At 64.9% G+C, this 19,517-nt stretch carries 20 protein-coding genes; 11 read left to right on the top strand and 9 right to left on the bottom strand.

All coding sequences use genetic code 11. The features are described 5' to 3' along the window. The first annotated feature begins 86 nt into the window (after window positions 1–86). Window positions 87–1,310 (top strand): MFS transporter, encoded by a 1,224-nt coding sequence (locus tag AC1VNY_RS22095; RefSeq protein ID WP_482406748.1) that lies wholly within the window; start codon window positions 87–89, stop codon window positions 1,308–1,310. 361 nt (window positions 1,311–1,671) lie between these two features. Here AC1VNY_RS22095 and AC1VNY_RS22090 read toward each other — a convergent pair whose 3' ends face one another. Together AC1VNY_RS22090 and AC1VNY_RS22085 are read right to left on the bottom strand one after the other, a co-directional pair. After that, window positions 1,672–2,433 carry an SDR family oxidoreductase gene (locus tag AC1VNY_RS22090; RefSeq protein ID WP_482406747.1) on the bottom strand — a complete coding sequence of 254 codons (762 nt, stop codon included), beginning with the start codon at window positions 2,431–2,433 and terminating at the stop codon, window positions 1,672–1,674. Between the two features lie 12 nt (window positions 2,434–2,445). Continuing rightward, complete coding sequence (locus AC1VNY_RS22085; RefSeq protein WP_016846384.1) at window positions 2,446–3,207, bottom strand: proteasome-type protease; 762 nt, start codon at window positions 3,205–3,207, stop codon at window positions 2,446–2,448. A gap of 293 nt (window positions 3,208–3,500) precedes the next feature. Between AC1VNY_RS22085 and AC1VNY_RS22080 the strand changes: the two genes are divergently transcribed. Beyond that, entirely contained in the window at window positions 3,501–5,111 is a 1,611-nt protein-coding gene (locus AC1VNY_RS22080) for an ABC transporter substrate-binding protein (RefSeq protein ID WP_482406746.1), read from the top strand. 186 nt (window positions 5,112–5,297) lie between these two features. Here the strand turns inward: AC1VNY_RS22080 and AC1VNY_RS22075 are convergent, their stop codons facing one another. Beyond that, window positions 5,298–5,591 carry a GYD domain-containing protein gene (locus tag AC1VNY_RS22075; protein WP_026192964.1) on the bottom strand — a complete coding sequence of 98 codons (294 nt, stop codon included), beginning with the start codon at window positions 5,589–5,591 and terminating at the stop codon, window positions 5,298–5,300. Between the two features lie 354 nt (window positions 5,592–5,945). Then, a complete protein-coding gene (locus tag AC1VNY_RS22070) occupies window positions 5,946–6,164 on the bottom strand; it encodes a hypothetical protein (RefSeq protein ID WP_028342900.1) in 219 nt (72 codons plus the stop codon). Between the two features lie 221 nt (window positions 6,165–6,385). Between AC1VNY_RS22070 and pdhA the strand changes: the two genes are divergently transcribed. Genes pdhA through AC1VNY_RS22055 form a run of 3 tightly spaced genes read left to right on the top strand, consistent with a single transcriptional unit; the run spans window position 6,386 to window position 9,523 of the window. Beyond that, a complete protein-coding gene (gene pdhA, locus AC1VNY_RS22065; RefSeq protein WP_482406745.1) occupies window positions 6,386–7,432 on the top strand; it encodes a pyruvate dehydrogenase (acetyl-transferring) E1 component subunit alpha in 1,047 nt (348 codons plus the stop codon). Beyond that, window positions 7,425–8,405: an alpha-ketoacid dehydrogenase subunit beta gene (locus tag AC1VNY_RS22060; protein WP_482406744.1), complete on the top strand. Its 981-nt coding sequence runs from the start codon at window positions 7,425–7,427 to the stop codon at window positions 8,403–8,405. The genes pdhA and AC1VNY_RS22060 overlap by 8 nt, the downstream gene beginning before the upstream one ends. A gap of 20 nt (window positions 8,406–8,425) precedes the next feature. After that, window positions 8,426–9,523: a dihydrolipoamide acetyltransferase family protein gene (locus AC1VNY_RS22055; RefSeq protein WP_038383322.1), complete on the top strand. Its 1,098-nt coding sequence runs from the start codon at window positions 8,426–8,428 to the stop codon at window positions 9,521–9,523. Between the two features lie 24 nt (window positions 9,524–9,547). Here AC1VNY_RS22055 and AC1VNY_RS22050 read toward each other — a convergent pair whose 3' ends face one another. The 4 genes from AC1VNY_RS22050 to AC1VNY_RS22035 all read right to left on the bottom strand — a co-directional run bounded on the left by AC1VNY_RS22050 (window position 9,548) and on the right by AC1VNY_RS22035 (window position 13,608). Continuing rightward, on the bottom strand, window positions 9,548–9,973 hold the full coding sequence (locus AC1VNY_RS22050; RefSeq protein WP_038383321.1) for a carboxymuconolactone decarboxylase family protein: 426 nt from the start codon (window positions 9,971–9,973) through the stop codon (window positions 9,548–9,550). Window positions 9,974–10,073: 100 nt separating this feature from the next. After that, window positions 10,074–10,916 carry a transglutaminase family protein gene (locus AC1VNY_RS22045; RefSeq protein WP_482406743.1) on the bottom strand — a complete coding sequence of 281 codons (843 nt, stop codon included), beginning with the start codon at window positions 10,914–10,916 and terminating at the stop codon, window positions 10,074–10,076. 158 nt (window positions 10,917–11,074) lie between these two features. Then, window positions 11,075–12,019, bottom strand: a complete 945-nt coding sequence (locus AC1VNY_RS22040) for an alpha-E domain-containing protein (protein ID WP_038383319.1) — start codon at window positions 12,017–12,019, stop codon at window positions 11,075–11,077. Window positions 12,020–12,189: 170 nt separating this feature from the next. Continuing rightward, window positions 12,190–13,608 (bottom strand): circularly permuted type 2 ATP-grasp protein, encoded by a 1,419-nt coding sequence (locus AC1VNY_RS22035; protein ID WP_028336088.1) that lies wholly within the window; start codon window positions 13,606–13,608, stop codon window positions 12,190–12,192. A 225-nt stretch (window positions 13,609–13,833) separates the two neighbouring features. On the opposite strand from AC1VNY_RS22035, the gene AC1VNY_RS22030 reads away from it, so the two are divergent. The 3 genes from AC1VNY_RS22030 (at window position 13,834) to AC1VNY_RS22020 (ending at window position 15,937) form a co-directional block, all read left to right on the top strand. Continuing rightward, a complete protein-coding gene (locus AC1VNY_RS22030) occupies window positions 13,834–14,586 on the top strand; it encodes a competence/damage-inducible protein A (protein ID WP_482406742.1) in 753 nt (250 codons plus the stop codon). 6 nt (window positions 14,587–14,592) lie between these two features. Further along, a complete protein-coding gene (gene gpt / locus AC1VNY_RS22025; protein ID WP_028342908.1) occupies window positions 14,593–15,120 on the top strand; it encodes a xanthine phosphoribosyltransferase in 528 nt (175 codons plus the stop codon). A 193-nt stretch (window positions 15,121–15,313) separates the two neighbouring features. Next, window positions 15,314–15,937, top strand: a complete 624-nt coding sequence (locus AC1VNY_RS22020) for a hypothetical protein (RefSeq protein WP_482406741.1) — start codon at window positions 15,314–15,316, stop codon at window positions 15,935–15,937. A gap of 16 nt (window positions 15,938–15,953) precedes the next feature. Here AC1VNY_RS22020 and AC1VNY_RS22015 read toward each other — a convergent pair whose 3' ends face one another. Continuing rightward, entirely contained in the window at window positions 15,954–16,976 is a 1,023-nt protein-coding gene (locus tag AC1VNY_RS22015) for a methionine synthase (RefSeq protein ID WP_482406740.1), read from the bottom strand. Window positions 16,977–17,075: 99 nt separating this feature from the next. On the opposite strand from AC1VNY_RS22015, the gene AC1VNY_RS22010 reads away from it, so the two are divergent. The 3 genes from AC1VNY_RS22010 to AC1VNY_RS22000 all read left to right on the top strand — a co-directional run bounded on the left by AC1VNY_RS22010 (window position 17,076) and on the right by AC1VNY_RS22000 (window position 19,468). Beyond that, window positions 17,076–17,780 carry a glutathione binding-like protein gene (locus AC1VNY_RS22010; RefSeq protein WP_482406739.1) on the top strand — a complete coding sequence of 235 codons (705 nt, stop codon included), beginning with the start codon at window positions 17,076–17,078 and terminating at the stop codon, window positions 17,778–17,780. A 99-nt stretch (window positions 17,781–17,879) separates the two neighbouring features. Further along, window positions 17,880–18,491 (top strand): 2-hydroxychromene-2-carboxylate isomerase, encoded by a 612-nt coding sequence (locus tag AC1VNY_RS22005; RefSeq protein WP_411780604.1) that lies wholly within the window; start codon window positions 17,880–17,882, stop codon window positions 18,489–18,491. Continuing rightward, window positions 18,491–19,468: an NADPH:quinone oxidoreductase family protein gene (locus AC1VNY_RS22000; RefSeq protein WP_482406738.1), complete on the top strand. Its 978-nt coding sequence runs from the start codon at window positions 18,491–18,493 to the stop codon at window positions 19,466–19,468. The genes AC1VNY_RS22005 and AC1VNY_RS22000 overlap by 1 nt, the downstream gene beginning before the upstream one ends. Window positions 19,469–19,517 lie beyond the last annotated feature (49 nt).

The following is a 19,517-nucleotide window of genomic DNA, read 5'->3' as shown; positions in this document are numbered from 1 at the left end:
GGCAGAGGCCTCGCGCAGCGCAATGCTGTTGCGCGTTCAGCTCGTCGCCATTGACAAGTTGCAGGCGCTCGGTCACGCAATCATCCATGTCCTCCGCCACGCCGGCCGGCGCCCGCGATCTGCTCGGCCACAGACCGTTCCTGTTCTTCTTGTCGTCGCGCAGCCTGTCGCGCTTCTCCAGCCAGATCGGCGCGGTGGCGATCGGCTGGCAGATCTATGATCTGACCGGCAGCGCCTTCGACCTCGGCATGGTCGGACTGGTGCAGTTTCTGCCGACGGCGCTCCTGGTGTTCGTCGCCGGCCACGCCGCCGATCGCTTCGAGCGCAAGCGCGTGGTGCAGGCCTGCCAGATCGCGGAGGCGCTGACCGCATTGTTTCTCGCCGGAAGCACTTTTGCCGGCACCATCTCCGAGACCCAGATCTTCGTCGCGACCTTCGTGCTCGGGATCGCCGGCGCGTTCGAGAGCCCGGCGACCGCCGCGCTGTTGCCGCTGATCGCGCCGCAAGGCTCGCTGCAGCGGGCGACCGCGATCTCGAGCGGCGCGGCGCAGGTCGCGACCATCACCGGACCCGCGCTCGGCGGCTTCGCCTATGCCCTGATGCCGAGCGCGCCCTACGGCATCATGATGGTGTTCTGGCTGTTCGGCGCCCTGCTCACCGGCGGCATCGGCCGGCTGCAGCAGGCGCCGGTGAAGAACGGCGGGTCGTCGGACGACCTGTTTGCCGGCGTCACCTTCGTTCGCGGCAATCCGGCGATACTCGGCACCATCTCGCTCGATCTGTTCGCGGTGCTGTTCGGCGGCGTCACCGCGCTGCTGCCGATCTATGCCCGCGACATCCTGATGACCGGCCCGCTCGGCCTCGGCATCCTGCGCGCCGCGCCCGCGGTCGGCGCGCTGTTGATGACGATGGTGCTGGCGCGGCACACCATCAACCGCCGCGTCGGCATGCGGATGTTCCAGGCGGTGATCGTGTTCGGCGTCGCGACGGTGGTGTTCGCGCTGTCGCACTGGATGTGGCTGTCGGCGCTGGCGCTCGCGGTGCTCGGCGCCGCCGACACGATCAGCGTCGTGATCCGCTTCTCGCTGGTGCAGCTCGCCACCCCCGACGAGATGCGCGGCCGCGTCGGCGCGGTGAACTTCCTGTTCATCAACGCGTCGAACCAACTCGGCCAGTTCGAGAGCGGCGTCACCGCGGCGCTGCTCGGCACCGTGCCGTCGGCCGTGCTCGGCGGCATCGCCACGGTAGCGGTCGCGCTGCTCTGGATGAAGCTGTTCCCGACGCTGCGGGACGTGGAGAAGCTGGAGTAGGGCCTTCTTACCTCGCCCCGCTTGCGGGGAGAGGTCGGATTGCGCAGCAATCCGGGTGAGGGGGACTCTCCGCGAGTTTGTCTCTCACCGTCCTAGTGGAGACTGCCCCTCATCCCGACCTTCTCCCCGCGCGCGGGGAGAAGGGGAAGATCAGCCCCGGCAAGCTTTCACGATTTCGGAATAATGGAAAAATATCGCTGATTTGCCCGACGTGTCAAGTCGCCGTGTCGAACGCCGGCAGCTGCCGGCTGCCTTGCATGGGGTTGTTTTCGATATTTTGACGATGCGCCCCTGCGACGGTCGGCCGGGACAAGCCCGGCCGGCCGTCGTGATAGCCCTGCCGCAAGCAGGGATGAGAAGATCAGCCCCGGCCCACGAACGGCATCTTGGTCGCCATCACAGTCATGAATAGCACGTTGGCGTCGAGCGGCAGGCCGGCCATGTAGGCGACGGCATCGCCGACCGCCTTGGCGTCCATGCGCGGCTCGTGCTTGGTGGTGCCGTCCGGCTGCAGCACGCCGGGGCCGTTGACCATGCGGTCGGTCATCGGGGTCGCGGCGTTGCCGATATCGACCTGGCCGACCGCGATGTCATACATGCGCCCGTCGAGGTTGGACGACTTGGTGAGGCCGGTGATGGCGTGCTTGGTCGAGGTGTAGGCGGCGGAGAACGGCCGCGGCGCGTGCGCCGAGATCGAGCCGTTGTTGATGATGCGGCCGCCGCGCGGCGTCTGGTCCTTCATGATGCGGAAGGCGTGCTGGGTGCACAGGAACGGCGCGGTGAGGTTGGTGTTGACCACGGCCTGCCACTGCTCGAGGGCTAAGTCCTCGAAGTTCACCGGCGGCGCACCCATGCCGGCGTTGTTGAACAGCACGTCGAGCCGGCCATAGGTCGCCTTCACCTTGTCGAACAGCGCGGCGATCGCGGCCGGGTTGGCCATGTCGGCCGACACGCACAGGCTCTTGCCGGCGGGGCCGAGCTTGGCGGTCTCTTCCAGCATCTCGATGCGGCGCCCGGCGAGCACCACGGTGTAGCCCTTGTCCATCAAAGCGAGCGACGCGGCGCGTCCGACGCCGGTGCCGGCGCCGGTCACGAGTGCGATCTTGCGGGTTGCCTCAGTCATCCGAGTTTCCTCTTACTTGGTTTTTGCTTCGGTTTCGTTCTTGTAGGGTGGGCGTGGAATGTTCTGGTGCGCCGCACGGAGCGCCGCCGACCAGCGCGAGCGCAGGTCGTGGAAATAGGGCTCGCCGGCCTCGATGCGGTGATTGAGATCGGCCTCGCAGGCATCGGTGCGCACCACGAGCACGTCGATCGGCAGGCCGACGCCGAGGTTGGAGCGCATCGTCGAATCCATCGAGATCAGGCCCGTTTTGAGCGCCTCGTAGAGCTCGACGTCGTAATGCATGGCGCGGTCGAGCACCGGCTTGCCGTATTTGTGCTCGCCGATCTGCAGGTATGGCGTGTCGGTGGTGCACTCGATGAAGTTGCCGGCGGTGTAGACCATGAACAGGCGCATCCGCGAGCCCTTGATCTGGCCGCCGAACAGGAACGAGACGTCGAAGGAGATGTCCTCGGCGCGCAGCGCATCGCCCTCGGTTGCGTGCACCGAGCGGATGGCGCGGCCGATCCGCTGCGCCGCCTGGAACATGGTCGGGGCGTTCATCAGGGTCTCGAGTTCACCGGTGTCCGGATTTTCCATGCCCTCGGTCAGGGTCGACAGCACCGACTGGCTGATCGCCAGATTCCCGGCGCTGGCGATCGCCATGATGCGCTCGCCGGGCTTTTCGAAGATGTGCAGCTTGCGGAAGGTCGAGACATTGTCGAGGCCGGCATTGGTGCGGGTATCGGCGATCATGACGAGCCCGTCGCGCACCAGAATTCCGCAGCAATAGGTCATTTCAAGTCCTCAGACGGCCCGAGTTTCTCGGCCGGAAACTAGTAGCCAATTTCGAGGATGCATCCAACCCCAATTCCCCGTGACGGGAGGTGCAGTGGCCCGTCAAAGAGGGGCGGGACGACCGAGCGATGGCCGGGCGCCCGTTCCAGCCGTCCAGGTTGCGGGGCGCATCCCGGTCTCGCTCTGCGTTGCGCGCAGCCGGCAATGATCTTGGCCCCGCGTCGTTGCGAGGGGCGGGGTGTTGTGCTCGACTGCCTGCAACCGACGACAACAAGAAATTTCGGGAGGCGAGAATGTCGTTCAAACTGGCCGCGTGCATCGTGGCATTGGGTTTCGCGGCGCTCGCCGCGAGCCCTGCATCGGCGCAGAAGAAGGGCGGCACGCTGCGGCTCTATCACAACGACAATCCGCCCTCGACCTCGCTGCTCGAGGAATCCACCATCGCCTCGGTGATGCCGTTCGCGGCCGTCTTCAACAACCTCGTGGTGTTCGATCCGGCCAAGGTGCACGAAAGCATCGACACCGTGATCCCCGATCTCGCCGAGAGCTGGTCGTGGGACCAGACCAACACGAAGCTTACCTTCAGGCTGCGCCACGGCGTGAAGTGGCATGACGGTCAGCCGTTCACCGCCAAGGACGTGCAGTGCACCTGGCGGATGCTGATCGGCAAGAGCGAGACCCAAGACGTCAAAACACCGGACTTCAAGCGCAACCCGCGCAAGGTCTGGTACTCGAAGCTCAAGGACGTCAGCATCAATGGCGAGGATGAGGCGACCTTCGAGCTGACCGAGCCGCAGCCTGGCCTGCTGGCGCTGCTCGCCAGCGCCTTCTCGGTGGTCTATCCCTGCCACGTGCCGCAGCAGGTGATGCGCACCAAACCGGTCGGCACCGGGCCGTTCAAGTTCGTCGAGTTCCGGCGCGGTGACTCCATCCGTCTGATCCGCAACCCCGATTACTTCAAGAAGGATCGGCCGTATCTCGACGAGATCACGGTGCGCTCGATCGACAGTCGCGCCACCCGCATGCTGGCGTTCGCGACCGGCGACTATGACATCACCTTTCCGTCCGACGTCAGCATTCCCCTGATGAAGGACGTCAAGGCGCGGGCGCCGAACGCGATCTGCGAGATGACGTCGACCAATCTGCAGATCAATCTTCTGGTCAACCGCGTCAATCCGCCGTTCGACAATCCGGAGATCCGCAAGGCGATGTCGCTGGCGCTGGATCGCAAGGCCTTCAACAGCATTCTGTTCGAAGGCACCGGACGGCTCGGCGGCGCGATGCAGGCCAAGCCCGAAGGCGAGTGGGGCATGCCGCCGGAGATCCTGTCGACGCTGATGGGTTACGGCCCCGATACCGCGAAGAACCTCGCCGAGGCGCAGGCGATCATGCAGAAGCTCGGCTACAGTGAAGCCAAGCCGCTGTCGATCAAGATCCAGACCCGCAATCTGCCGACCTATCGCGATCCGGCGGTGATCCTCGCCGACCAGCTCAAGAAGATCTACATCACAGCCGAGCTCGACATTCTGGATACGCCGCGCTGGTACTCGCGGTTGCAGCGCAAGGATTACACCATCGGCCTCAATGTCACCGGCGTCAGCGTCGACGATCCCGACGGCAATCTGGTCGAGAACTATTCCTGCAACTCCGAGCGCAACTACACCCAGTACTGCAATGCCGAGGTCGACAAGCTGCTGGCGGCGCAGTCGCGCGAGGTCGACAAGGACACGCGCCGCAAGATCGTGTTCGACATCGAGCGCCTCTTGGTCGACGACGCCGCGCGGCCGGTCATCCTGCACTCATCGGCCGGCAATTGCTGGCAGCCTTACGTGAAGAACTTCCATCCGCACGACAACAGCCAGTACAACAATCTGCGTTTCGAGGATGTCTGGCTGGATAAATAGGGCGTGCGGCCCCCGCCGGCGACGACGTCCGCCGTCGCCCTCGTGCGCCTCGTCCTTTGCTCGTTCACACGACGAGGAGCAGTCTCGGTTCCTGCGCACACACGCTTGCGCCGATCGCCGGGTGTCAAGATCGACGGCGCCCGTCAGTCAGACCGCGCAGAGATCCATAGGAACATCCCGAAGCCGCTACGGAAGCTCGGATATCAGCTTGGTCCACTCGGCCTCGGGCCAGGCCCGTGATGTGCAGGTCCGTATGTTTCCCAGAGAACTAAGGGCCAGCGCGAGTTTTGTGATGTTGTCGCCGAGAGGCGCCTCGGCGAGAAGAAGGATGTCGTGCTCGCCGGAGGTGAGATAGACCTCCTTGATTTCGACACCCAGCGTCTTGGCGAGTTCTTTCGCCGCTCGGCTGCGTTTGGGAGCTTCCTTGACATTACGAATTCCCTGGTCGGTCCAGTCGATCCTCAAGATGAATGTCGCCATGTCGTCCTCCAAGGGTTAAGCACTGCCCTTGTCTGCCGCGCGCGCGGCGGGCCAACCTGCTTCATGTTGAAGTTGAGGGAGCGCCACATAAGGCAGGCGCTGCTTTCAGACTGCGATGCCTGCCGACGGCCTGACCGCTGCCCGTTCCTTCAAACGGCGACGTCGGCCCGTCCCGTCTCAAAGGGCAGCTCGACGTAGATTACGCCACGTCGCTTGTTCGAGAAAGAGGGCTCCCCGCGTTGTGATCGGGAGCGCGGCGGCCTCGCGTAAGCGAGGGCGCCGCATCAAGATCACACCCTCTGCGCAAGGATGCGGCCGCAGACCTTCGCGCGCCGGACAGCTATCCGGTGCAAGTCAGGTGTGGGTGTAGTCACCGGGTTTCAACCCGAGCGCCTTGACAGCTGCTTCGGGAAGCGGCCCCCACGCTTCGATCGTTTCATTCGGGGCCATCATGTCCGCAATAATTGCCGTGGCCTTTGCCGCGTCTCCTTCAGCCACGAAGAAGACCGAGCGAACAGGCGGGCCGCCGTCCAACGGCGCAGTTGTTACGAGGACAACCTGACCATTTGCCATGCTCTCTTATACCGCAGTTGCGGCGCTGTGCCACGGATCCTGTCGATCGATCCTCACGACCCGGCCGCTGACGCGTGCGCCCAGAGCGAAGCTGCCGCGGTATTGCATCGTCGCGGCTCGAACACCAAATAGCTAAATGTGGGAGGCAGAACCGCTCCAGGAATGAGCGCGTGGCCAGCAAAAGAGCAAACGAAGAGCTCCCCGTCATTGCGCGCTTTGAGGTGCGCCGCCGCAATTATCTCGCGCCCGACGGCTCGATAGAGCGGCCGCTTCCTGCCTTCGCCACCGATGCCAGGCTGCTCGCCGAACTTTACCGGTCGATGGTGCTCTTGCGCCTGTTTGACCGAAAGGCGGTTGCATTGCAGCGCACTGGTCGACTGGGAACCTATGCCGTTTCGCTCGGCCAGGAGGCGGTGTCGGTCGGCATCGCGAGTGCGATGCGGGAAGATGACGTTCTGCTGCCCTCCTATCGCGACAACGGTGCGTTGCTTTGGCGTGGCGTCAAGCTGGAGGAGATCCTGCTGTTCTGGGGCGGCGACGAGCGAGGCAATGACTTCTCCGGTCCGCGCCACGATTTCCCGTTCTGCGTTCCCGTCGGATCACAGGCGCCGCACGCCGCCGGTGTTGCCTATGCCCTGAAGCTGCGCAAGGAGCCACGCGTGGCCGTCTGCCTGTTCGGCGACGGCGCCACCTCGAAAGGCGACGTCTACGAGGCCATGAATTTCGCCGGCGTTCACAAATTGCCGCTCGTATTCGTCGCCACCAACCATCAATGGGCCATATCGGTGCCGCTGCGGCTGCAGACGGCGTCCGAGACGCTGGCGCAGAAGGCCATCGGCGCCGGGTTCAGCGGCGAGCAGGTGGACGGGAGTGATGTGGTGGCGATGCGCGCCGCCGCCGAGGAGGCCATTGCCGCTGCCCGCGATGGCAAGGGCCCTCACTTCATCGAAGCGGTCACCTACCGGCTCGGCGATCACACGACGTCAGATGATGCATTGCGCTATCGTTCGGCCGAAGAAGTCCAGGCGCACTGGAAGGAAGAGCCGATCGCGCGCCTCAGGTCCTATCTTGTGGGTCAGAAGATGTGGACCAAGGCGGACGAGGAGCACCTCGCCGCCGAGTGCCATGAGCGCATCGAAGCGGCGGTGGAGCGCTATTTGAAGACGCCGCCGCGCCGAGCCGAAACCATGTTCGACAACCTCTATGCCGAGCTGCCCGAGGCGTATGCCGCGCAGCGCCGCGAACTCGCGGGAGAGAACGATGCCTGAAGTCACGTTGGTCGAAGCCATCAATCTGGCTCTCGGCCGCGCCATGGCGGATGATCCCGATGTGGTCGTGCTCGGCGAGGATGTCGGCGTCAATGGCGGCGTCTTCCGCGCGACGGCCGGCTTGCAGGAGCGCTTCGGTCCGGAGCGCGTCCTCGATACGCCGCTTGCCGAACTCCTGATCAGCGGGCTTTGCGTCGGCATGGCCGCGCAGGGATTGAAGCCCATCGGCGAAATCCAGTTCATGGGATTTATCTATCCCTGTCTCGATCAGCTGGTGAACCACGCATCACGGCTGCGCAACCGTACCCAGGGACGACTGACCTGTCCGATGGTCCTGCGGACGCCGCATGGTGCCGGCATTCGCGCGCCCGAGCATCATTCCGAAAGCACCGAGGCGATGCTCGCCCACATTCCGGGCTTGCGTGTCGTGATGCCTTCGTCGCCGGAGCGCGCCTATGGACTTCTCCTCGCCGCGATCCGCGATCCAGATCCGGTGGTGTTCCTGGAGCCGACGCGGTTGTACCGCGCCGTGAAAGGCGAGGTCGAGGACAACGGCGAAGCCTTGCCGATGGATCGCGCCTTTGTCGAGAGGGAGGGTCGCGACGTCACGCTGATCAGCTGGGGTGCGATGCTGAAGGAAACGATGGCCGCAGCGGACGCGCTCGCCGACGAGGGCATCGCTGCCGAGGTTATCGACCTCGCCACGCTCAAGCCCTACGATGAAAACACCGTGCTCAGGTCGGTCGCAAAGACCGGGCGCTGCGTCATCGTGCACGAGGCCGCGCACACCGGCGGATTTGGCGCGGAGATCGCAGCCATGATCGCCGAGCGCGGACTATCCTCGCTGCTCGCACCCGTGACCCGCGTCACCGGCTACGACACGATCATCCCGATGGCCCGCCTTGAGCAAAGCTACATGCCGTCGGTCGGACGCATCGTGACCGCAGCCCGAAAGGCGCACCAGTACAACTGAACACCAACGGACCTTGTGCCATGCGCCAGTTCACGTTGCCGGACCTTGGTGAAGGTCTTGAAGAAGCTGAGATCGTCACCTGGTACGTCAACGAGGGCGATCACGTCGTGACCGATCAGCCGCTCGTTTCGGTCGAGACCGACAAGGCGGTGGTCGAGATACCGGCGCCGTCGAGCGGACGCATTGCGCGCCTGTTCGGTGCCAAGGGCGATATCGTGAAGGTCGGCGCGCCGCTCGTCGAGTTCGCCGAGGACGCCGGGCAGGACACCGGCACGATTGTGGGCGAACTCGACACCGGCGAGCAACGGCCGGCGCCAGCAACTGCCTCGCCGCCCAGCGGGCAGGGAGCCCAAGTGTTTCCGGCAGTGCGCGCCCTTGCGCGCAAGCTTGACGTCGCGCTCGATCTCGTCGAGGCGACCGGGCCCGGCGGCACCATCACGCGGGCCGATGTCGAGAGGGCGGCGAAGCGGATGTCTCACAGCGGGCCCGCCGAGCCGCTGCGCGGCTTGCGCCGCGCGATGGCCCAACGCATGACGGCAGCGCATGCGGAAATCGTCCCCGCGACGGTCACCGATGAAGCCGACATCGACGATTGGCGGCAGGGCGAGGACGTGACAATCCGCTTGGCGCGGGCGATCGCCGCTGCCTGCAAGGCAGAGCCCGCGCTTAATGCCTGGTATCATTCCGGTACGGGAGAACGGCGCCTGATCGAGCGCATCGATCTCGGCATCGCCGTCGACACCGGCGGCGGCCTGATCGTTCCCGTGCTGCGCAATGTCGCGGAGCGGAGCGTATCGGACCTGCGGGCCGGACTCGACCGTCTGCGAGCCGACGCAATCGCGCGCGCGATACCCCCGGAGGAATTGCGCGGTGCGACGATCACGTTGTCGAACTTCGGTATGATCGGAGGCCGGTTTGCCAATCTCATCATCGTGCCGCCGCAGACGGCGATCGTCGGCGCCGGGCGGATATCGGAGCGCGTGGTCGCGCTTCGGGGACAGGTTGCGGTCCGGCGCACGCTGCCGCTATCGCTGACCTTCGATCATCGGGTGGTGACGGGCGGCGAAGCTGCCCGTTTCCTGGTTGTCCTCAAATCCGACGTCGAGCGCATTTCGTGACATCACTCATTCGCGAGACAAGCGTCACGGCTCCTGCCTCTGTCCCGCAGGTGCATCGACGAGGAACGCCTCGTCGACGGGCACGCCGAGCGCCGTGACCAGCCGGTTGGTCTCGGCGGCCATGCCGACGATCGCCAGCATTTCCTGATATTCGGCGTCGGTCATGCCCTTGGCGCGGGCGCTCGCGGTGTGCGAGTGAATGCAATAGCTGCAGCCGTGCGCCACCGAGACGGCGACGTAGAGCATCTCCTTGACCTTCGGATCGAGCGCGCCCGGTGCCATCACCTCCTTGATGCTCTCCCAAGTCCGCCGCAGGGTCTTCGGATCATGCGCGAGCGCGCGCCAGAAATTGTTGATGAAGTCCGAGTTCCGCGTCTTGCGGATGTCGTCGAAGACGGCGCGTGCCTCCGCCGGGAGTTCGGCGTCGGAAAGCAGTTTTACGGTGGCCATGGCTTGTCCCGCTGGTGTGGTTGCAGCAGCGATCATATCACGGCCGGTCGGCCCGTCCGGTCACGATCGGGAAACGAGACGAACGTGCGTGGTGCACCGCCTACGATTGCGTCTGGCTCTGCCACTGTCCGGGGCGGCCGGCCTGATCGACCTTGACCGCGACCGTCAGCGTCTCGTTGCCGCCGCCATAGCGGGTGCCGCGGACCGGGGCGGCGCCTAGATAGTCGAGGCCGATCGCGACGCGGGCATGGGCGTCGGTGGTGCAGATGCCGTTGGCGGCGTCGAAGCCGACCCAGCCGAGATCGGGCACGAAGGCCTCGGCCCAGGCATGGCCGGCCTGCTGGTTGACCATGCCGTCGGAGCGCAGGAAGTGGCCGGAGACGAACCGCGCCGGAACGCCGCCGGCGCGCGCGCAGGCGATCAGGATGTGCGCGTAGTCCTGGCAGACACCGCACTTCAGCGCGAACGCCTCGGCGGCCGAGGTGGCGCTGTTGGTCGGGTCCTCGTCGAAGGTCATGTGCTCGTAGATCTGCGCCATCAGCGCGTGCAGGAAGCCGAGCACGTCGCCGCCGGCCTCGGTGCGCAGCTCGCGCACGACGGCCGTCATTGCCGGGTTGAGGTCGGTCAGCGGTGTGGGACGCAGGAACAGGCTCGGCGGAAACCGCTCGTCGCTGCCGCGCAGCACGCCGCCGGTATCCTGGGTCTCGATCAGGCCCTCGCAATGGATCGTGAGGTCAGCGATCGAGCCGTGCGTCAGCACATGCGTGACGTTGCCGAAGGCGTCCTCATGGGTGTCGAGCCGGGAATCGGTCGAGACGTCGATCTGCCAGTCCGCGACATATTGGCCGTCATGGCTGCCGGGCGTCATCCGCAGAATCTGGATCACGCCCGAGGCCGCCGGCTCGTAGCGATACGTGGTGGTATGGGCTATCCGCAGGCGCATGGCTCAACCGGAGTTCAGTCGGTTTTTCGGGGCATGACGTCTTTCGTCCTAATCGGGCGCGAAAGCAAGACGTCGATGGCCGGGACACCCATGCGAAGACGCGCTTCGCGCTTTTGGCCCGCCATGACGACAATTTGAGCGTTTTTCAGCCGTATCGGTTAGATCAGGTACTGCTTGGTGATGATCTCACCCAGCCGTGAGTTGTCCGCGATGAACTCCTGGATGAATTCGTGCACGCCGTGCTGGAAGATATCATCCATGTTGCTGTGCTCGAGCCGGTTCCTGATGCCGCGGGCATGGCGTTGCGAGGCGCCCTGGCGGCCATAGGCGACGCCAATCTGGTCGAGGTTGCGCACGAGGTTGCTGTAGCAGCTGGCAAGCGAGCGCGGCAGCGTATCGTTGAGGATCAGGAGGTCGGCGATCAGCCAGGGCTTCAGGGTTTCCCGGTAGACCCAGTGATAGGCGGTCGTTGCCGACACCGAGCGCAGGATCGAGGTCCACTGGTAGTAGTCCAGCGGGCCGCCGACATGCTCCTCCTCGGGCAACAGCATGTGATACTTCACGTCGAGAATCCGCGCGGTATTGTCGGCGCGCTCGAGATGGACCCCGAGCCGCGAGAACCAGTAGGCGTCGTTGCGCAGCATGGTGCGGTAGGCCGAGCCGTCGAAACGCAGCGAGGTCTCCTGCACGAAGCGCAGGAATTTGGCCAGCTCCTCGCGGTTGGCGGGACCCTTGTTCCAGACCGCCTGCAGCTCGATCCAGGCCGAATTGATGGTGTCCCACATTTCGGATGTCAGCGCGGTGCGCACCGAGCGTGAATTGAGCCGCGCCGCCTCGATGCAGTTCTTGATCGAGGACGCATTTTCCGACGAGAAGGAGAGATATTCGATGACGTTCCGCTCGTTGGCTTCCTCATAGTGATCGTAGAAGCTCGCGCCGACGCCGGCGGTGAGCAGTGCGGAATCCCACTCGTTGGTCTTGCCGACATAGGCCGCGGGCAGCGCGGTGACGCGCAACGTCGCATCGATGGTGCGCGCCAAATATTCGGCGCGTTCGACGTAACGGGCCAGCCAGAACAGGTTTTCGGCGGTGCGCGACAGCATGCGATAGTCCCTACAAGACGAAACGTGTTTCACCTCCCCCTGAAAGGGGGAGGTCGACGCGCAGCGGCGGGTGAGGGTCTTCTCTCCATTCGGCGTATGCGGCCGACCCCCACCCCGACCCTCCCCCTTGCAGGGGGAGGGAGGGCTCGCGCAGCGCGTTTGGCTTCAAATCACTCACTCAGTATCCAGGTGTCCTTGGTGCCGCCGCCCTGGCTCGAATTGACGACGAGCGAGCCTTCCTTCAGCGCGACGCGGGTCAGCCCGCCGGGCACGATGGTGGTGTGGCTAGAGCCGGTCAGCACGAACGGGCGGAGGTCGACATGGCGCGGCGCCAGCCCCTTGTCGGTGCAGGTCGGGCAGGTCGACAGCGCCAGCGTCGGCTGGGCGATGAAGCCTTCGGGCTCGCGCTTGAGCTTGTCGCGGAACGCCTCGATCGTCGCCTTGGTGGCGGCGGGTCCGATCAGCATGCCGTAGCCGCCCGAGCCGTGCACCTCCTTGACGACGAGGTCGGCGAGGTTGTCGAGCACGTAGGACAGATCCTGCGCCTCGCGGCAGCGCCAGGTCTGCACGTTCTTCAGGATTGGCTCCTCGCTGAGATAGAACTTCACGATATCAGGCATGTAGGAATAGATCGCCTTGTCGTCGGCGATGCCGGTGCCGACCGCATTGGCGAGCGTGATGTTGCCGGCGGCGTAGGCCGACATCAGTCCGGGGACGCCGAGCGCGGAATCCGGACGGAAGGTGAGGGGATCGAGAAAATCGTCGTCGACGCGGCGGTAGATCACGTCGACCCGCTTCAGCCCCTCGGTGGTGCGCATGAACACCTCATCGTTCTTGACGATGAGGTCGCGCCCCTCGACCAGTTCGATGCCGAGCTTGTCGGCGAGGAAGGAGTGCTCGTAATAGGCCGAGTTGTAGACACCGGGCGTCATCAGCGCGACCGTCGGCTCGGCGGAGGCGCTGTGCGGCGCCACCGACCGCAGCGCCGACAGCAGCTCGTCCGGATAACGCTCCACCGGCGCGACGCGGTGCCGCGCGAACAGGTCCGGAAACAGCCGCATCATGATCTCGCGGTTTTCCAGCATGTAGGACACGCCGGATGGCGTGCGCGCATTGTCCTCCAGCACGATGAAATTGTCGGGATCGGTGCGGATGATGTCGATGCCGGCGATGTGGACGTAGATGTCGTGCGGCACGTCCTGGCCGTTCATCTCCGGACGGAACACCGGGTTCTGGAAGATCAGATCTTCGGGGATGACGTTGGCGCGCAGGATGTCGCGGCCGTGATAGATATCCTTCAAGAACATGTTGAGCGCGAGCACGCGCTGCTTGAGGCCCTTCTCCAGCAGCGTCCACTCGGTCGCCGACATGATGCGGGGGATGACGTCGAAGGGGATCAGCCGCTCCTGGGCCTCGGCATCGCCATAGACCGCGAAGGTGATGCCGATCCGGCGGAACAGCAGCTCCGCTTCCTGGCGTCGATATTCGAGCGCATCCGGCGGCGTCTCTTTGAGCCAGCGGGAGAGCTCCTGGTAGGCCGGGCGGAGATCCTCGCCGAGGCCGTTCATCTCATCGAACGCGACTGCCATGTAGCCCGACTGCCCTCCCAAGCCATGTGACACAGTGCATGACTTGATGGGATGGTAGCAAGGGGCGGGCCAGCGCGATATGCATTGGCTTGCGGCATTTGCTATGGGTGAGGTGGAAGGCCTGCCCGAAAAACCGGCTGATGTCTGCTTAATTCGGCGGCAAAACCCCGTGACATCAAGGCATTGGATCGGCAATGTCAGGGGATCAAGTTAGGGAATGAGACCATGAGCGAGATCGTCACGGCGGGGATATTGGTGATCGGCGACGAGATCCTGTCCGGCCGGACCAAGGACAAGAACATCGGCTTCATCGCCGAATACCTGACCAACATCGGCATCGACCTGAAGGAGGTCCGCGTCGTCGCCGACGACGAGGCCGACATCGTCTCCGCGCTTGATGCGCTGCGGCATAGGTACACTTACGTGTTCACCACCGGCGGCATCGGGCCGACCCATGACGACATCACCGCCGACAGCGTGGCGAGGGCGTTCGGGGTCGATATCCACCATCACCCCGAGGTGGTGGCGCGGTTCAGGGAGCGCTGGAGCGAGCAGGACCTCAACGAGGCGCGGCTCAGAATGGCCCGGGTGCCCGACGGCGCCGAGCTGATCCAGAGCGCGACCATCCTGGCGCCGGGCTTCAAGCTCGGCAATGTCATCGTGATGGCCGGCATCCCCACCATCATGCAGGCGATGATGGATATCGTGGCGCCGACCCTGAAGTCCGGCGTGCGGATGCTGTCGGATTCGGTCCGCGCCGACGCAAGGGAAGGCGATATCGGCGGCCCGCTGCGGGCGATCGCGGAAGCCAATCCCGACACCATCATCGGCAGCTATCCGTTCCAGGACGAGAACCAGAAGCCGAACACCAATCTCGTGGTGCGCTCACGCGATCCGGAAAAGCTCGCGGCGGCGATGATCGCGGTGAAGGATATGCTGAAGCAAGTGCAGGCCGCGCAGAAGAAGCCGGCGGGTTGAGACGATATGGTTGAAAGAAATTCCGAACCGAGTGCACAGGATCGGGCCGGCAGGCCGTTTCCGGTCTCGTGGGATCAATTCCACCGGGACTGCCGGGCGCTGACCTGGCGGCTCAACGAGGTCGGCCCGTTTCACGCGGTGATCGCGATCACCCGCGGCGGGCTGGTGCCGGCGGCGATCGTGGCGCGCGAACTGGGCCTGCGGGTGATCGATACCGTCTGCGTCGCCAGCTATGACCATGACAAGCAGGGCGATCTAAAAGTGCTCAAGGGCATTTCAGAGCAGACCGCCAAGCTCGGCGGCGGCACCGGCAAGGGGCTGTTGATCGTCGACGACCTCGTCGATACCGGCAAGACCGGCAGGCTGGTGCGCGAGCTTCTTCCGGACGCGCATTTCGCGACCGTCTATGCCAAGCCGAAGGGCCGGCCGCTGGTCGACACCTACATCACCGAGGTGTCGCAGGACACCTGGATCTTCTTCCCTTGGGATACCGCGCTGTCGTTCCAGCCGCCGCTCCGCGACGGGGCGGCGTAGATAGTCACCTCACCCCGCTTGTGGGGAGAGGTCGGATTGCATGGAGCGAAGCGCAATGCGATCCGGGTGAGGGGATTCACCGCGAGCTCGTCTCTCACTATCTTTGCGGAAGCAGCCCCTCACTCCAACCCTCTAAGAGCGAGCTGCGCTTGTCTCGACCCCGCAAGAGCGGGGCGAGGGGGAAGTAAGAAACATGCCCCTGCAAAACCGCGTCACGCCCACCGGCGACATCGTCGCCTCAGACCATCGCGGCACTTTCACCGGAAATCGCGGCATCATCCACGATCCGGCGACGCGCACGCTTCTGAACAAGCGCTGGTCGAGCCCGGCGTGGCTCACCTGCGTCTGCGAGTTCAGGGGACGGCGGCGCGAGGTGATGAGCTGGCAGAGCTGGACCGAGCTGTTCTTCCTCGATGAGGCCACCGCGTTCGCGGCCGGACACCGGCCCTGCTTCTACTGCCGCCGTGACGATGCCAAGCGGTTTCGCAGCTGCTGGGAGCAGGGCAACGGCGTGAGCGACCTCAGCGCCAAGGCGATGGACGCGGTGCTGCATGCCGAGCGGCTCGACCGCGGCAGGAAGCGGCTGCATCCGCTGCCGATGCGATTGCGCGACTTGCCCGACGGGACGATGGTGCAGGCGAGCGGGGAGAGCTACCTCGTCGCCGACGGCGCCACGTTGCGCTGGTCGTTCGCCGGTTACAGCCGGGCCGACGTACCGGAGCCGGCCATGCTGCTGACGCCGCCATCGACGGTGCGCGCCTTCCAGGCCGGCTACCGGCCGGTGTTGCATCCGAGCGCGATGGCCGTTCTGGGTTGACCTGCCGGCGCAGTCCTTACGCCAGCCGCTGCCGCGCGAGCTTGGCACCGGCGCCCAGCGCGATCAGCTTGGCTTCCGCGATGTCCCGCCGCATCGGCGCCATGCCGCAATTGGTGGTCGCGATGATGTTGCCCTTCGGCACGTGCTTGGCGACCGCCTCGATCACCTTGACGACGTCGTCAGCGGTCTCGATCTCGTCGCTGGCGACGTCGATCACGCCGGCCTGCACGATCTTGCCGGGGAGCGCCGCGAGCAGTTCGATCGGCACCTTCGAGTTGCGGCATTCGATCGCGACCTGCTGGATTGTGCTCTTGTCGATGACGGGGAAGGTCTCCTCGTATTGTCGCCACTCGCCGCCAAGCGTTTGCTTCCAGTCGGTGTTGGCCTTGATGCCGTAGCCGTAGCAGATGTGCACGGCGGTGGCGCAGGTCAGGCCTTCGGCGGCGCGCTCCAGGGCCTTGATGCCCCAGTCGCGCACTTGGTCCATGTAGACGTTGAAGGCGGGCTCGTCGAACTGGATCATGTCGACGCCGTCGGCCTCGAGCGCCTTCGCCTCCTGATTCAAAAGCTCGGCGAAAGCGAAGGCCATCTTCACGCGGTCGCCGTAATACTTGTCGGCGATGGTATCGATGATCGTCATCGGGCCGGGCATGGTGAATTTCAGCCGGTTCCTGGTGTGCGCGCGCGCCGCACGGGCCTCGCTCTCGTGGACGCGTCCCTTGAGCTGCAGCGGTGCGACCACCTGCGGCACCATCGCCTTATAGCGGTCCTTGCGGATGCCCATCTCGACCTTGTGGGCGAAATCGATGCCGTCGATCCGCTCCAGGAAGCCGTGCACGAAATGCTGGCGCGCCTGCTCGCCTTCGGTGACGATGTCGACGCCGGCGTCTTCCTGCAGCTTGACCGCGAGCACCGTGGCATCGCGCTTGGCGCGGGCGAGCTCGGCGCCCTCCGACTTCCAGGGTGCCCACAGCATGTTCGGCTCCGCCAGCCATTCCGGCTTCGGCAGCGAGCCTGCGATCGTGGTTGGAAACAGCATGGGTGCCTCCTGTTGGGTTCTGATTGAGCGCCTGTGTGCCATGTCCTAAGGTGGAGGTACAGAACAACAAAAGTCTTTGTGACGGGGAATAGAACGCCGATGATCGATCTGCACTACGCGCCGACGCCGAACGGCTGGAAGGTCTCGATCATGCTGGAGGAACTGGGGCTGCCCTACAAGGTGATCCCGGTGAACATCCGCGCCGGTGAGCAGTTTCGGCCCGAATTCCTGGCGATCAGCCCGAACAACCGGATCCCCGCCATCGTCGACCATGCGCCTGCCGACGGCGGCGGGCCGTTCTCGGTGTTCGAGACCGGCGCGATCCTGATCTATCTCGCCGACAAGGTCGGCCGTTTCCTGTCCAGGGAGCTACGTGCGCGGTCGAACGTCATCCAATGGGTGATGTGGCAGATGGGCGGCCTCGGGCCGATGCTCGGCCAGCACGGCCATTTCGCGCTCTATGCGGCCGAGAAGATTCCCTACGCGATCGAACGTTACCGCGACGAGACGGCGCGGCTCTATGGTGTGCTCGACCGCCAGCTCGGCAGGACCGGCGCCTATATCGCCGGCGACGACTATTCGATCGCCGACATCGCCTGCTTCCCCTGGACCATGACCCACAAGGCACAGGGCTTCACCCTCGACGATTTCCCGAACATCAAGCGCTGGTACGCGACGGTGCGCGCCCGGCCGCAGGTGCAGGCGGGCCTTGCGATCGGAAAATTCGTCAAGGAGCCGTTTGACGAGGAATCACGCAAGAAGATGTTCGGCCAGCGTGCGAAGGAGCTGGTCGAGAAGAAATGATGCCCGTTATTCCGTGGCGCGACACAGTCGCGAGCTCTGTGCCTTGCGGCGCATCCCGGAATGACGAGAATGAATGCGGAAAAGACAAAGGGAAACGCCATGATCGAATTCTTCTTCGACTGCTCCAGCCCGTGGACCTATCTCGCCTGGCACAACATCCAGCCGATCGCGAAGGAGTTCGACGCGCCGATCACCTGGCGGCCGATCCTGGTCGGCGGCATCTTCAACACCGTCAATCCGTCGGTCTACGCGCAGCGCGAGAAGCCGGTGCCGCTGAAGGCGCGCTACATGAAGAAGGATCTCACCGACTGGGCGCGCTCGGCCGGCCTGGCGATCAAGATGCCGCCGACCGTGTTCCCGGTGAACAGCGTCAAGGCGATGCGCGGCTGCATCCTTCTCGGCAACGAGAAGATGGTGCCGTTCGCACGCGCAGTGTTCGAGACCTATTGGGGCGACGACAAGGACATCTCGCAGGATGCGGTGCTGACCGAGATCTGCACCAAGCTCGGGATCGATCCGGCGCAGTTCCTGGCCGGCATCGGCGACCAGGCGATCAAGGATCAGCTCAAGGCCAACACCGAGGAGGTGATGGCGCGCGGCGGCTTCGGCTCGCCGACGATCTATCTCGACAAGACTGACATGTATTTCGGCAACGATCGCTTGCCGCTGATCCGCGAGGCGCTGGCGCGCCTCAAGGCGCGGGCCGCCTGATGCCGAAAGCCGTCGTTTGCCGCGAGCTCGGGCCGCCCGAGCGCCTGCATCTCGAGAACCTTGCCTCGGTGCCTTTGCAGCCGGGCCAGGTGCGGGTTGCGATCCGCGCCGCCGGGATCAATTTCCCCGACATCCTGATGGCCGCGGGCGAGTATCAGCTCAAGCCGCCGCTGCCGTTCACGCCGGGCTCGGAAGCGGCCGGCGATGTCGTCGAAGTCAATGACGCAGCCGGTGTTGCCGTCGGCGACAAGGTGATCGTCAAGATGCGCTTCGGCGCCTATTGCGACGAGACGGTTGCAACGCCGTCGCAGCTCGTACCGGTGCCGTCGACCTTCGACTACGCGGAAGGCGCGACCTTCCTGGCCGCGCACGGCACCGCCTATCATGCGCTGATCGACCGCGGGCAGATCAAGCCGGGCGAGGTGCTGCTGGTGCATGGCGCCGGCGGCGGTGTCGGGCTTGCCGCAGTCGAGATCGGCAAGCTGCTCGGCGCCACCGTGATCGCCGCGGCTTCGAGCGAGGAGAAGCTTGCGATCGCCAAGGCGCGCGGCGCGGATCATCTCGTGCTCTATGCGCGCGAGCCGTTCCGCGATGCGGTCAAGCGCCTCACCGACGGTCGCGGCGCCGATGTCGTGTTCGATCCTGTCGGCGGCGAGGTGTTCGAAAGCTCGATGCGCTGCATCAACTGGGGCGCGCGGATTCTCGTCGTCGGCTTCACCGGCGGCATCGGTCTTGCCCGCACCAATCTGCTGATGATCAAGGGTGCGAGCGTACTCGGCGTTCGCGCCGGCGAGGCGGTGCGCAAGGATCCTGCGCTCGGCGAGGTCAGGTTCAAGGCGCTGAGCGAATGGGCCGAAGCCGGCCGGGTGCGGCCGAACATCTCGCACCGGCTGCCGCTGGAAGACTACGCGAAAGCGATGCGGCTGTTGATCGAGCGCAAGGCGATCGGGCGTGTGGCGCTGCTGACGAGGCCGTGAAACCACAGATCTGTCGGGCAGGCGGCTTGCCGGAGTCCGGCATGCACCG

The organism is Bradyrhizobium ferriligni, assembly GCF_056837965.1.
The sequence above is the reverse complement of the archived record's forward strand: the minus strand, read 5'-3'. Positions and strand labels throughout refer to the sequence as shown.